At 34.3% G+C, this 14,800-nt stretch carries 12 protein-coding genes; 5 read left to right on the forward strand and 7 right to left on the reverse strand.

Annotated features, from left to right (window positions below):
- Window positions 1-13 precede the first annotated feature (13 nt).
- From BN349_RS19715 to chbG, 4 genes are all read left to right on the forward strand, one after another.
- Window positions 14-1,354, forward strand: coding sequence for a PTS sugar transporter subunit IIC (locus BN349_RS19715; protein WP_019244040.1), 1,341 nt, complete (start codon window positions 14-16; stop codon window positions 1,352-1,354).
- A gap of 36 nt (window positions 1,355-1,390) precedes the next feature.
- Window positions 1,391-1,720, forward strand: coding sequence for a PTS lactose/cellobiose transporter subunit IIA (locus tag BN349_RS19720; protein ID WP_019244041.1), 330 nt, complete (start codon window positions 1,391-1,393; stop codon window positions 1,718-1,720).
- A gap of 132 nt (window positions 1,721-1,852) precedes the next feature.
- Window positions 1,853-3,190, forward strand: a complete 1,338-nt coding sequence (locus tag BN349_RS19725) for a 6-phospho-beta-glucosidase (protein ID WP_019244042.1) — start codon at window positions 1,853-1,855, stop codon at window positions 3,188-3,190.
- Complete coding sequence (chbG, locus tag BN349_RS19730; RefSeq protein ID WP_019244043.1) at window positions 3,187-3,915, forward strand: chitin disaccharide deacetylase; 729 nt, start codon at window positions 3,187-3,189, stop codon at window positions 3,913-3,915. Before BN349_RS19725 ends, chbG begins: the two co-directional genes overlap by 4 nt.
- Window positions 3,916-4,097: 182 nt before the next feature.
- On the opposite strand, the gene BN349_RS19735 is transcribed toward chbG, so the two are convergent.
- The 7 genes from BN349_RS19735 to BN349_RS19765 all read right to left on the reverse strand — a co-directional run bounded on the left by BN349_RS19735 (window position 4,098) and on the right by BN349_RS19765 (window position 14,013).
- Window positions 4,098-6,794, reverse strand: a complete 2,697-nt coding sequence (locus BN349_RS19735) for a sigma 54-interacting transcriptional regulator (protein WP_019244044.1) — start codon at window positions 6,792-6,794, stop codon at window positions 4,098-4,100.
- A gap of 142 nt (window positions 6,795-6,936) precedes the next feature.
- Window positions 6,937-8,313: a peptide MFS transporter gene (locus tag BN349_RS19740; RefSeq protein WP_019244045.1), complete on the reverse strand. Its 1,377-nt coding sequence runs from the start codon at window positions 8,311-8,313 to the stop codon at window positions 6,937-6,939.
- Between the two features lie 223 nt (window positions 8,314-8,536).
- Window positions 8,537-9,682, reverse strand: coding sequence for an alanine dehydrogenase (ald, locus tag BN349_RS19745; RefSeq protein WP_019244046.1), 1,146 nt, complete (start codon window positions 9,680-9,682; stop codon window positions 8,537-8,539).
- A gap of 318 nt (window positions 9,683-10,000) precedes the next feature.
- Complete coding sequence (locus tag BN349_RS19750) at window positions 10,001-10,816, reverse strand: EcsC family protein (protein ID WP_019244047.1); 816 nt, start codon at window positions 10,814-10,816, stop codon at window positions 10,001-10,003.
- Window positions 10,817-10,872: 56 nt separating this feature from the next.
- Window positions 10,873-12,132 carry a PucR family transcriptional regulator gene (locus BN349_RS19755; protein WP_019244048.1) on the reverse strand — a complete coding sequence of 420 codons (1,260 nt, stop codon included), beginning with the start codon at window positions 12,130-12,132 and terminating at the stop codon, window positions 10,873-10,875.
- Window positions 12,133-12,379: 247 nt separating this feature from the next.
- On the reverse strand, window positions 12,380-13,378 hold the full coding sequence (locus tag BN349_RS19760) for an inorganic phosphate transporter (RefSeq protein ID WP_019244049.1): 999 nt from the start codon (window positions 13,376-13,378) through the stop codon (window positions 12,380-12,382).
- Window positions 13,379-13,392: 14 nt separating this feature from the next.
- Complete coding sequence (locus tag BN349_RS19765; protein WP_019244050.1) at window positions 13,393-14,013, reverse strand: DUF47 domain-containing protein; 621 nt, start codon at window positions 14,011-14,013, stop codon at window positions 13,393-13,395.
- A 422-nt stretch (window positions 14,014-14,435) separates the two neighbouring features.
- On the opposite strand from BN349_RS19765, the gene BN349_RS19770 reads away from it, so the two are divergent.
- Window positions 14,436-14,693 carry a GlsB/YeaQ/YmgE family stress response membrane protein gene (locus tag BN349_RS19770; RefSeq protein ID WP_019244051.1) on the forward strand — a complete coding sequence of 86 codons (258 nt, stop codon included), beginning with the start codon at window positions 14,436-14,438 and terminating at the stop codon, window positions 14,691-14,693.
- The last annotated feature ends 107 nt before the right edge of the window (window positions 14,694-14,800 follow it).

The raw sequence follows: 14,800 nt of genomic DNA on the forward strand, positions 1-14,800 counted from the left end.
GGGATGATGACCCATGATGAAATTTATGGAAAAGTATATAATGCCAGCAGCTACTAAGATTGGAAATCAACGTCACTTGTTGGCAATTAGGGATGCACTTATTGGGATATTAGCGATTACGATGATTGCTTCTTTTGCAGTATTAATTAATAACTTAGGTGGAGCAATCCCAGCTTATGAAAAAATGATGATTGCTGTTTTTGGAGAGAACTTTAGACAGCTAGGCGGAGATATTTACTGGGGTACAATGTCATTCCTTACAGTTTTCGCTGTAGTGGGAATTGGTTACAAGCTAGCAAAATCATACGGAGATGAAGGTTTTGAAGCAATGCTTATTGCATTAGCCTGTTTCTATGTTTTAACACCTCAAATTGCGAAAGTAACTGTACAAGCGGATGGAAAAGATATAACAGGTGACATGTATGGATTATTACCTGTAAGTTATACAGGTGCAACAGCACTATTTACTGGAATTATTGTAGCGTTACTTGCCACTGAAATCTTTGTTCGTTTGTCAAAAGTAAAGTATTTAGTTGTTAAAATGCCAGATGGTGTACCACCAGCTGTATCAAGATCATTTGCAAGATTATTCCCTGGAATGCTAACTATTGCTATTTTTGGAATTGTAGGATTGTTATTCCGTAAATTAGTAGATGACGTTTATTTCCAAGATTGGATTACAAAAATACTTGTAGCACCACTAACAGATTCAGCAGACTCTTTAGGATTTGCTGTGGTTCTTGCTTTATTAATTCATGGTTTCTGGGCATTAGGCTTACATGGACCAAATATTCTCGGCGGTATTACAACACCTTTATTTACTAAATCAGGTGTGGAAAATATGGATTTATATGCAAAAGGGGTTAAAGACCTTAGTGAATATGGAATTATGGCAGGTAAATTCTTCGACGCTTTCGTATTCTTAGGAGGATCTGGTGCTACTTTAGGTTTGTTAATTGCTTTATGGATTGCATCGAAAAAACGAAAACAAATGGTTGCTCTTGGTTTACCACCGGGGGTTTTCCAAATTAACGAACCAGTTCTATTCGGTTTGCCAATTGTCTTAAATCCAATTTGGTTAATTCCGTTTATTTGTACACCTATTATATTAACAATTATTTCTTATCTATCGATTCAGGTTGGAATGGTTCATCCAGTCGTAGTTGATATTCCATGGGTAACCCCAGCGATAATGGGTGGATGGTTAGCAACAGGGGGACATCTATCGGGTGCAATCCTTGCAGCTATTAATCTAGCCATATCGATAGCCATATATTTCCCATTCGTGCTTATTCAAGAGCGAATGGATAAAAAGAAAATCACAGAATCAGGTGATGGTGGTCAGGCAGCGTAACGAACCTAGCAATATCTTTAATAAGGAGGAGACATCATGACAGCGTCTTTATCATTCGACCAAATAGCTTTTCAACTTATTCTTCATAGTGGCAATGCCCGAAGTAGTGTAATGGAAGCTATGTATTTAGCTCGTGAAGGGAAATTTGAAGAAGCAAAGCAAAAAGTTGAATCTGCAAGATTAGATTTGAACGAAGCACATAGGACACAAACAACACTTATTCAAGCTGAAGCAAGTGGTGAAAAGAAAGACGTTACAATACTAATGGTACACGCTCAAGATCATTTGATGACGTCTATAACAGTGAAAGAATTAGCAGAAGAAATTATCTTTCTCCATGAAAAAATGGCAAAAGATGAAAAGTAAATACTTGTAAGAATGGTAGTGAGATAGAGAAGGAAGAGAATGAATATTTCTTCTCTTCCTTCTCTAATTATCATAATTTTTAGATACATCCAAAGAACCTAAGTCGTGTTTCAAATAGAAAGGGTGAGTGGAATGGGTAAAGGAATTAAAGTTGTAACAATTGGTGGGGGTTCAAGTTATACACCAGAGTTAATCGAAGGTTTTATAAAGAGGTACCATGAATTTCCTATCGAGGAACTTTGGCTAGTTGATATAGAGACAGGGAAAGAAAAACTACATATAGTTGGAGAATTGGCGAAACGTATGGTTGCTAAAGCAGGAATCCCAATGACGATCCATTTAACTTTAAACCGTAGGGAAGCATTAAAAGATGCAGATTTTGTTACGACGCAAATGCGTGTAGGGCAAATTGATGCCCGCATTATAGATGAAAAAATTCCTTTAAAATATGATGTAATCGGTCAAGAAACGAATGGACCAGGAGGTTTATTTAAAGCTCTTCGTACAATTCCTGTGATTTTAGGTATCGTTAAAGATATGGAAGAATTATGTCCGGAAGCTTGGTTAATTAACTTTACAAATCCTGCAGGTATGGTCACTGAAGCTGTTCTTCGCTATACAAATTTCAAAAGAGTTGTAGGTCTTTGCAATGTTCCAATTCACATTCGAATGAACGTTGCAGAAATGCTCGGTGTCGAGGCAGAAAGAGTGCAAATCGATTTTGCTGGTTTAAATCATATGGTTTATGGATTACATGTGTATTTAGATGGAGAAGAAATCACAGAGGAAATTATTGATAAGTTAACGAGCGAAGAGACAAAAATGACTATGCAAAACATTGCTTCTTTAGATTGGGAGCCAGAATTTATCCAGGCTCTTCAAGCTTTACCATGCCCATATCATCGTTATTATTATAAAACGAGTGAAATGTTAGAAGAAGAAAAACAATCAGCTATGGAAAATGGTTGTAGAGGTGAAGTTGTTAAAAAACTAGAAGCTGAGTTATTTGAGTTATATCAAGATCCTAATTTAAATATTAAGCCACCTCAGTTGGAGAAGCGTGGAGGAGCGTATTACAGTGATGCCGCTTGCAGTTTAATGACGTCGATTTATAATAATAAATGTGATATTCAGCCTGTAAATGTTCAAAATAATGGAGCAATTGCAAGCATCCCGGATGAATCAGCTGTTGAAATTAATTGTGTTATTACAAAGGATGGTCCAAAGCCTATTGCTATTGGTGATTTACCAGTGTCCGTTAGAGGACTTGTTCAACAAATTAAATCATTCGAAAGAGTAACATGTGAAGCGGCAGTAACAGGAGATTACAAAACTGCTTTATTAGCTATGGTCATTAACCCTCTCGTTCCTTCAGATGTAGTAGCAAAGAAAATTTTAGATGAAATGTTAGAAGCTCATAAAGAGTATTTACCACAATTTAATCGTGATAGCATTGAGGTAGTACAATGATTAAAGTAATTGTAAATGCTGATGATTTCGGTTACTCTCGTGGAACGAATTTCGGAATCATAGATGCTCACCGATATGGTGTTGTTAATTCAGCTACAATGATGATGAATATGACAGCGGTAGATCATGCTTTTGAATTAGCTTCAGAAAATAAGGAGCTTGCTGTAGGGATTCATCTTGTGTTAACAGCAGGAACACCATTACTTCAGACAGGTGTAAGTTCATTAATCCAAGAGAATGGGAAATTCAAAACGCAATCGATGTTAATGAATCAATTTGATATGGATCCCGGTGAAGTGGAGAAAGAGTGGGAAGCACAAATTCATAAGTTTCTATCTTATGGAGTGAAGCCTAACCATATGGATAGTCATCACCATGTTCATACATTACCAGAGCTTGAGCAGGTAGTACGTCGTTTATCGAAAAAATATAATCTTCCGGTGAGAGTATGTAATATAGAAGATGTTGAAATGTACTCTGATATTGGTTTATTTGATTTTTACGATAGCGGAGTTACAGAGAATTATTTTGATGAGCTACCAAACAAAGTAATGGATGGCCAAACTGTTGAAATTATGTGCCACCCAGCTTATATCGATACCATTTTACAAAGCGGAACATCCTATTGTTCTCAAAGGTTGAAAGAACTTGATATCTTAATGAAAGCTAAACTACCTGAACAATGTGAGTTAATACAATTTGAATATCTAAAAATAAATCAATAGATTTTGAAAGATAACAGAGCCATCACGAAGAGTGATGGCTCTGTTTTGTTGGAGGAGCGGGAAATTGATAGAAGTTGAAACGCCCAGAAAAGATGAGGAACACTTAGAAAACGGGATATAACATTTAAAAAACAAGATAAAAGCCAAGAAGAATACGCTAATTTGCGATTCTTTTTGGCTTTTTAGTAATTAGAATGGATGATTTCTTCATTTTTAATAAAAATGTAAATGATATAACAAATTTCATCGTCAGGAATAGTGATATTATAATTTGTTTCGAGTGATGATAGACATTGCTTTGTTTTTATAAAAAGACGATAGTGATTATTAATATAATCTTCTTTATTTGAAAAACTTGTAAGTGGCTGTTGTTTTTGGAGACGATCCACCATACAACTGATGTGTAGCACCATGCCAATCATGCTATCTAAATTAACAAATTTATTTGTTGCGTTTTGTAGCTCTTGTAATGATCTACGAATGTTAGTAATTAAAGCGCTTCCTCCACTAATCTGCAAGGTTTCTTCAAGAGTAATTGCCATTTTACTATATGTTTCTTCAATGGTAATCAGTTCTTGAATTTTTTTCGTTGCCTTCATCGAAAGAATGTCTTTTAAATGAAAGGTAAGGATTGGTGATTGGATTTCAAAATTACAAACAATACAAAGAATGTTTCTCTCTTTTGAGATTTTCGTTAACATCGCTTGTAATTCGTTTTTATCAAAAATACTAATAGGGAGAATATCTAAATAATCCTTATTATAGTGCAAATAATTTTCGAGCATCGTTTTAATGGCGACTGCACTACCTTCTCCTGTTAAACAAGCAGTCAAAATGACGGACTTTAGTTCTTGTTGTTTATTAGATGGTCCTTTTTTCGTTTGCATATAGAAAGGAGTTAAGTTCCGCACATCTTGATAAAGCTCATCTAAGCTATAACCTATTTGTGATTTTCGAGAGGCTTCGAGTACATGTGCAGTGCTAACCATTGGCAATACTCGTACAGGAATTTGATATTCGGTTTCAATCATCTCCCCAATGTATGCTAATGAACCCATATCTATAAGTAAAAGTATTCCAGTAGGTGGCTCAATGGATCCGATATAGCCTTTTACTCGATCAAGAAAATTCTTTGGCGATTCATGTAGTGGCATATCTATTCCTGTAACTGCATCATTGTTAAGCAGATGATTGGTCACGTTAGCCATTTCTTTTGCGATTCCATTTCCATGAGCAAGAACAATGATTTTGGTATGAGCAGATGAATGCTCGTCACTTTCTACGACAAAAAACATCGTGATAAAAGCCACTTCATCAAAAGGAATATTTACTTGAAATGATTCTTCGATTAATTTAATGCATTCTAAAGCTACATTAAAAGGCTGCTTATAATTTTGTCTTATACTATTAATATTAGGATGATAGATTGGTTTATTGGCTTTAATTCGCTGAAGTAAAGTTTGAATATGTAAACATAAGCCCGATACAATCTTCTCATCATACGTTCGCTGAAGCTTATTTTCAGCCAAAGAAATTATTTTCTCGCTAATAGCAATAATATCTTTACTAACAATTTTTAGTAAATTTTCTTTGGATATTTTTTTATTAATGCTACTTAAATAATGTGTAAAATAACTTTGAATATCATTTTCCATTAAAATTGCTAACTCTGCATGATCTACATTACGTTTCTTTAATTCATCGTATTTTTGATCAATTTGATCATAAATAGTAGTAGAAGCAGATGAAATATTCGACAATAACCCTTCAGTTACATTAAAAATATATTGATGGTCATAGAAGGGGATGGAATGCTTTGTTTTTTTCTCGATGAATAATCCTTCCTTGATATACCATTGTAAATCTGTACTGAAAATTTTAATTTCGTTTCTTTTGCCTGTTACAAATTCTGAATAAGCCTTTGCACAAGCAAGCTGAATATCGGCTTTCAATTGTCCAATATTATTAGGACATTGATAAAAAATGAAGGAACGCATGGAATTCGCACTCACATAAATATCTTTGCCTATTCTTTTACTTTCCTCAAAGAAAAATCGTTTAATAAGTAAAAAACGTTCTTCATATGTTCGATCGCGTAACGGAGGGATGGTAATCGTCATAGGAATTCTGCGACTAAAGGTATTTAATAAAGATGATTCACGATTCTCAGTTGTCGCACAAATAATTAACACATTAGCAGTAGATTCGTTTTCAGTTTCACCAAGTCGTCTGAAATATCCATGATCGATAAAGGTAAATAACATCTCCTGTCCTTCTGCTGATAAACGATGTATTTCGTCTAAAAATAAGATTCCATTATGCGCTTTTTCAAGTAGTCCTTTTTGGTTAACAGCTCCAGTATAAGCTCCTTTTTTTACACCGAAAAGCTGTCCAAGTAATAGTTGCGGGTTATTAGCATAATCAGCGCAGTTAAAAACAATAAATGGAGCATCTTTTTGTAATCGCTCCGTTTCAATTGCAAATGTATGCATAATCGATGCAAACAAAGATTTACCAACACCTGTTTCTCCTAGTAGGAGCGTATGCATTCCTAGCGGGGGATATAGTACAGCAGATTTAGCTTGGTCAATGGCAGGACGAAGACTAATGTTCTCTTGATAGAAGAGATTGAATGTAGTATTCGGTTTTTTTGATGTTTGTTCGATGGAATGATCGAGGGGAAGTGTTTGATTCATAATAAATTTAACTGGTCGAGAATTCGTTTTTTGTAATCTGTTCTCTTTAACCAATTGATTTAAATCATTGCTGACATTAGCCCTATTCATATTGAGTAAGTCGGCTAGTTCTATTGTCGTAAAAGCTGTATCAAATCCGAAATGCTCTTGGATTGCCTGAAATATGTTGTCCTTTCTTTTCATGTTATAGACCCCTTCGTTCAAGTAATAATAGGTCTATTATACAATATTTATTAAGATTTACATATATTGAGAACTTTGGAAGAGAAAAGCTTTAGTAAATAGTGATAGGAGATTACCAATAAGAATAATCTCCTATCAAGGTTTAATCTAAATGCATCATTTTTGTTAATTTCTTTGAAACCAATAATAAAATTAATCCAAGTACGATAGCCATAACTCCAATAATGGCAAATACCTCAAAATAACCAAGAGATTGAGTAAACGTTGCAATTTGCCCACCTAAAATATTGGCAATACCTGAGCTGGAGAACCATACACCCATTAGTAAAGAAGCGATTTTAATGGGGGCGATTCTACTTACTGTTGATAAACCAACAGGTGATAAAAATAGTTCACCTAACGTATGAAATAAATAGGTCAATACAATAAAAATGATATTGGCTTTAGTCACAATAGCATTTTCATTGCTACCTGTTTTTAAGACAGCGAGTAATAAGATTAAATAGCCAAATCCAAGCATAATCATCCCTAAAGCCATTTTCACAGGAGAACTAAGATCTCCTCGTTTAGATTTCGATAATTTAATCCAAAGCATGGATACAACTGGGGCTAAAAGAATAATAAATAATGGATTGACTGATTGAAACCAAGGGGTTGGAATAACGAAACCAAAAATATCACGATTGACAAATTTGTCTGTATATAGTGTTAATGAGCTCCCTGCTTGTTCAAACCCAGCCCAAAAAAAGACAACAAAGCAAGCCAATATTAAAATAACAGCGGTTCTTTGTTTTTCGATTTTTGTTAAAGGAGCTGTTTTAGTATCCGAAGATGAACGATTAGGTCGTCCGGTTGGCTGTTTACCTAGGTTCCCTAAATACCGATTGCCTAATGAATTATAAAGAATTTGTCCAATCACCATACCAATAGATGAAGCTAGGAAACCATATTTATATCCATGTACAAAAACGCCATTGACGCTATCTACAAATAATTTATCAGTTAAAAAAGCAATAATAAGTGGGGCGAAGAAAGCACCGATATTAATCCCCATATAAAAAATAGTAAAGGCAGCATCCCGCTTGGGATCGTTCTCTTCGTATAAATCACCAACTAATGCGGATATATTTGGTTTAAAGAAGCCATTGCCAATGATTAAAAAAGCCAAGCCAGTAAACATAGCCCACTGAGCTTGGTCAATAAAAATAGTGAAATTTCCTACTGCCATACATATTCCACCAATGGTTATAGCTAGACGCTTACCCAGATACATATCAGAAAGATATCCGCCTATAAGAGGAGCGATGTAGGAAGCGCCTGTATAAAATCCATAAATGCTTAATGCAATGCTAGGTGACATACCAAGTCCGCCACTAATGAGCTCTTTAGTTAAATACAGGACTAAAATACCTCTCATTCCATAATAGCTAAATCTCTCCCACATTTCTGTAAAAAACAATAAATATAACCCAGGTGGATGCTTTGTCGTATCTTTCTGTTTATTAATAGCTGAACCCATTTTTGTTCCTCCTGAAAATATGAGCTTAGAAGATGGGGGAATTTAAAAGTCCACCACCAATCAAAGTTCCATCTTATTCTCATAGTAATATTTCCATAAATAGAACGAACTATTAATAAATTGTCGAAAGATACTAAAGAAGATTCAATAATAAAACCACGCTAATCATATAGCGTGGTTTTATTATTACTAAAGGGAAACAAAGTTTGTCAAAATCGCTTAGTTAATTAAAACTAGGTGTGTTTGAACCATTTCCTTGTATCGCTTTTTCAACTGGAACATATTCATATCCTAAATCATTAGCAACGGCTTCAAAGGTAATATTTCCATTAGCTACATTGACACCTTTTGCTAATGCAGGGTTTGTTAATATAGCTGGAACCGCTCCTTTATTTGCTATTTGTAAAGCGTATGGAACAGTTGCATTAGTTAGTGCAATAGTCGAAGTTTGCGGAACTGCACCTGGCATATTCGCAACGGCATAATGAACGACGCCATGTTTTATATAGGTTGGGTTGTCATGAGTTGTTATATGATCAACTGTTTCAAAAATTCCACCTTGGTCAATAGCCACATCTACAATGACTGAACCTGGTGACATAGATTTAACCATTTCTTCAGTAATCAACTTCGGAGCTTTTGCTCCTGGAATTAATACAGCCCCAATTACTAAATCAGATTCTGCCACAGCTTGTGCAATATTGTATGGATTAGAAATAAGAGTTGTAACGCTATTTCCGAATATATCATCTAAGTAACGTAATCGATCTGCGCTAAGGTCGATAATGGTAACATCAGCGCCTAGTCCTATGGCAATTTTGGCAGCATTTGTTCCAACACCACCACCTCCCACAATCGTTACTTTACCTCTCTTAACACCTGGAACTCCACTTAGTAAAATCCCTTTTCCGCCCTGAGAGCTTTCTAAGAATTGAGCCCCGATTTGTGCTGCCATTCTTCCAGCTACCTCACTCATTGGTGTTAGAAGTGGAAGAGAGCGTCCTTCGGAAACTGTTTCATATGCGATAGCTAAAATTCCACTATCTTTTAATGCTTTTGTTAAATTAGGTTCCGCAGCTAAATGTAAATAAGTGAATAGAATTAAATCTTTTCTAAAGTATTTATATTCACTAGGAAGTGGTTCTTTTACTTTCATAATCATGTCAGCCTGTTCCCATAGAAGATTTACATCTTCGATAATGCTAGCTCCTGCAGCTAAATAGGCATCATTTGTAAAACCACTACCTTCTCCAGCTCCTTTTTCTATAAAAACTTCATGTCCATCTTTTTTAAATGCAATAACTCCAGCGGGTGTTAGTGCAACTCGATTTTCATTATTTTTAATTTCCTTTGGTACACAAATACGCATATTACAAAACCTCCACAAAATATAATGTCTTTCTTTCGTTCTAACTGGTATCTTGACTCCTATTCCATTTATGCTAGAAAATAAGTGCTTACTAATGGAGTTTGAATGCTAGTTAAAAAAATACGATTTGCTTCTTTACTTATCGTTTGGAGATGAACGAAGTCTCCACCAATTATATATCCACTTTATAAAAGTATAATCTTGATTGAGTTATTAATTGTTTGTGAATTCTAAAGAAATAAAAAAGTACCTTTTGTGAAATTCTACAAAAGGTACAATGAGTAGTATATGCAACTGTATGATCGGTAGATGATTTTCTTAACTCTTGTTGACGTTTACTGTTTGTAGCTTTTCAAGGAGGCGTCTTTTTCTGTACAGCATAATACCAACCTCAGAAACATCTTGAATCATGGTACGGTTAGCATAGGCACCAAACAGAATACCTGCGATTGGTACCATCTGTAGAAGCTTTTTCCAACCAAATTGATCTCTGTACGTATAAACGACTTCTCTCCAGCCTTGGAGCTGAGAAACCATGTCTTTTGAAGCTCGTTCTGCTTGAAATGATTGATTTAGTTCATTTAAAATAGCTTCTTTTCCAACAATATCTGCTGAGGCAAATTGAAGACATTTGACAATAAAAATTCTTTCTTCGCGATTATTAGGGTCATAGCCATGGATAATTGCGATTTCCTGTAACGTTTTTAAAGATAAGCCAAGAATAATGGGAATATCTATGGCTAAGGTAAATATTCCTCCCATTCCAGTGGAAGCACCTTGTACGGTTGCTAACTTAGCTCGATTATTCTTTAAGTCTTCACTTAACTCAATCATATTTTGGAGTGGAACATTTTTAATATCCTGAATATTTTCGATAGAAAGATCAGGGTTTGTTTTCTGAATTTTAGTGATTAGTGATTTTTCTTGTGTTAAATATTTCCCACCATTTTGAATATAACTACCTAATTCATCTAGTAAAACGCCAATCTTCTTTTGAATAAAGGCAGGAGTAAGTTTATCTAATAACTTAAAGGGTAAACGACTTAGTCTTTCCCAGAACCACAGCCCTTTCTGATCTTTTTCCCATTTTGTTATGATACTTAATTCATTTAAAAGAGTTTCTTTTGTTTCCAAGATCATCATTCCTTTAGATAATTTATAAAAGTAATAATTGTTGTAAGAATAGGAGGTTAAAAGGAATCATCTTTCAAAGACTGGATAAATTGTTCATATTTATCTAATAAGAATTCAATATAAAGTGTCATTTTTTGAAGAGGATCCTTTAAGTTGATCTCACCGATTTCACCGATTCTTTTCATTCGATAATGTATGGTATTAACATGTAAATGAAGATCCTTTGCCACTAGATATGGGTCTGAATCATTTTCTAAGAAAGATTTTAAAGTGAGAACTAAACTTGTATGATTTTTGCTGTCATACTCACATAAATTCTGAATATTTCGTTTAAAAGAACTATACTTTTTACTATCATACAGGGTTTTAATATATTGATAGATTCCGAGTGATGCGTAACTGTACAAAGGGTTTGCCTTTGTTGAAAATGCATTCTGGAGCAGTAAAGTATATTGGGCTTCCTGATAGCAGGTTTTGGCATGGATAAAGGAATCATATGGCTGACCGCATGCGCCTTTTATTTGTTTAATTTCAAAACGAGCATTCATTTGGGCAATAAAAGAAGATATGAAGTTATTCAATGAATAGGTAAAATCGTCTTGATCAGAAGGACTCGCCATTAGAATTAATTTTTTCTGGTCAATTGTATATAGGTTAACCTTTATTTTTTGTGTTGTGCTTAGCATGTAAGTAATATTTCGTTCTGTCGAGTGGTCAATGGTATTGGGAAATGTAAATAATACAATGGAATAGACAGCTGGCAGCGGAATCGATTGTTCAGCACAAAGTTCAAAAATTTCTTTTTCTGTATCAAAATGTCCCGTTAGTAGTTTCCACAAAAACTCTTGGTCATTTTCTTGGTGTCTTTTTTTCTTGTATTGTAATAGTAGTAGTTGATTTTTTGCTTCTTTAGCTGCTATTTTCAGAAAGGTGAGGTCTTCCTCAGAAAATGCTCGAGAAGATTCTAAGGCCCAAATAAAACCAAGGACTTCGTTATTCTTTCTTACAGAAATAGCGGCTCTTCTTCCAAGCTCTAATTCATCTTTAGAAGGAGTGATAATAGGAGCATCCTCTTTTAATAGAGCCGGCATAATTCCTTCCTTCCAAAAACTGTTAATGATTTTTTCTGGTACTCTTCTTCGAATAATAGTTGAAATGCGAACCGGATCACTAAAGTCATCATGTATGCTATAAGCTAATAAACGATGATTTGCATCCTCAAGAGTAACGGGGCAGCCTAGAATATGACTGATACGATCAACAAATTCAGTTAAATCTCCATGTATTCCTTTAAAAATACTACTGTGATTTTGCATGCTTTTTTCTCCTTTGTTGATCTCTTATTTGTATTTTAATATATTTACAATTTTTTTAAAAATAAGTGAATTCAAAAAGAACAGAAGTTGGGGGAAGAGTAGAGTTTATGAAGAATAAAAGGAGACTAATAAATAAATTGATAGGTTGCCTATAAGTGATTTTTCTTTTAAAAACTACGTATCATCATATAAAGTATAGGGGCCTCCCAAAAGTAATTAATCACTCTTAGGAAAGCCCCTTTTGACATTAAAAAATTAAATTTAAAACTAAATACACGAGTCCAGCTAATGTTGCTGAAATTGGTAATGTAATCACCCAAGTAACTAGCATTCGTTGAGCCGTTCCCCATTTAACACCTTTTAGACGATGAGCAGAACCAACCCCAAGAATAGAAGAAGAAATAACGTGAGTTGTACTTACTGGTAAATGAATAAATGTAGCTCCAAAGATAATTGCGGCACCAGTTAAGTCAGCAGCCACTCCGTTAACAGGACGGATTTTCATAATTTTACCACCAACGGTTTTAATGATTTTCCACCCACCTACAGATGTTCCTAAACCCATTGCCAAGGCACATGAGAATTGTACCCAAAAAGGAATTTCTGTTGATGTCACATAATTATTTGCGATTAAGGCCATCGTAATAATCCCCATTGCTTTTTGAGCATCATTTGTACCATGTGTATAAGATTGAAGAGCAGCCGTAGCTATTTGGATATACCTAAAACGTTTATTGGTTTTTGGTAAGTTATGATTTTTAAAGACCACTTTGAAAATACTATATACGATAAAACCAACTACAAAAGCAAGTATTGGTGAAAGAATTAGAGCCTGTATAATTTTTGCGAACCCGCCGAGTTTAATGGCTCCTATTCCTGCTGCAGCAACGGCAGCTCCTGCAATACTACCAATAATAGCATGAGAGGATGAACTTGGAATACCATAGTACCAAGTAATTAAGTTCCAAGCAATGGCAGCAATTAATGCTGCTAGAATAACAAGTGATCCGTTTTCTAATGTAAATGGATCTACAATATCTTTTGTAATAGTTTTAGCAACACCTGTAAATGTCATTGCACCTACAAAGTTCATTACGGCGGCTAATATAATAGCATGTCTAGGTTTTAACGCTTTCGTTGAAACGGCTGTAGCAATAGCGTTTGCTGTATCATGAAATCCATTTATAAAATCAAATGCTAGAGCACCAATGACAATTAAAATGGTTAATATAAGTAAAGTATCCATTTGAAATAGGCTCCTTACGCATTCTTCATAATGATAGTCTCAAGTGTGTTTGCTACTGTTTGACAGCTATCAGCAACCTCTTCTAGACTCTCATAGATTTCTTTATATTGAATGATGCGAATTGGATCCTTTTCTACAACGAATAGATTTTTTATACTTTGACGGTGTATACCATCACATAATGATTCGTAATCTTTAATTTTAATGGCATGATCACGAATATCTAATAATTTCTTTGAAGAAAGCAAGTCAACGGCTTTATCAATTTCGTATGCACTATTGCGAAGATGTTCAACTAATTTCAGCATATACTCATCTGCATTTACAATGGAGTACATTTCAAATAAAGCTGCACAATGCTCAAGTCCATCAAGTACGTCATCCATACTCATAGCAAGATGAAGAATGTCTTCACGTTCAATAGGTGTAATGAAGGCTTTGTTTAATTCTTTAATTACTTCATGAACATAAGAATCACCTTTATGCTCGTAGTCTTTCATCGCATCTGTGAATACTTTTAAGTCGCTAATGTTATTTAATTTATAATCAGCAAAATAGTCAGCACCCTGCTTTAAATTGTCTGATATGTTAATTAAAAGAGTAGCGAATTTATCCTTTTTTGATTTAAAAACCATTATTTTTCCTCCAAAATCCAAGAAGTTTTAAATTAAAGTTAGTTTTTAAACTAACTGACCCGACGATTATTTTACGCAAAATTTTCAAGAAGATAAAGTATTTGTTAAAGAAATTTACAAAAACTTAACATTGAAATATTTGTGGAATTTATATGGATATTGTAATAGCGTTTTCAATATGGATGATGTTGGAATATATGTGTTGGGAAGGGTAGCCAAACCCTTGATACATAAGGATTTTGTCTATAAATTTTATTGAGTATTAGCATTGGTTAAATTTGAATAAATTATGAACAAAATCTACTGCTTATTTTTATAATATGTACCAAATATAAAAGAAGATTAGACAATTTGAGGTTTTATTTTTAAAAAATCGGTAAATATATACATAAATATTTATTACAATAATGGAGGTAATTACTATGTTTTCGTTTTTATGGTCGTTAGTTGTTGGAGGAATAATCGGTTGGTTAGCAGGATTAATTGTAGGAAGAGATGTACCTTTTGGAGTATTGGGTAATATATTAGCTGGATTTATAGGAGCTTGGTTAGCGTCATTCTTTTTTAAAGATTTTGGACCAGTTTTCGGTGGATTCGCTATTATTCCGGCATTAATTGGAGCGGTGATTTTAGTGTTTATCTTAAGTCTTATCTTTAGAGGAATGAAAAAAGCTGCATAATCAGGATATTGAAGCGTGTCCAATTTGTTTGAATAAAAGCAATTGGACACGCTTTTTTTCAGGCTGTTTTCGCATACTTTGTTTCCTATGAACAAGTAGTGAATAGA

Source organism: Bacillus sp. AP8 (genome assembly GCF_000321185.1).
Taxonomy (GTDB): Bacteria; Bacillota; Bacilli; order Bacillales; family DSM-1321; genus Bacillus_AD; species Bacillus_AD massilioanorexius.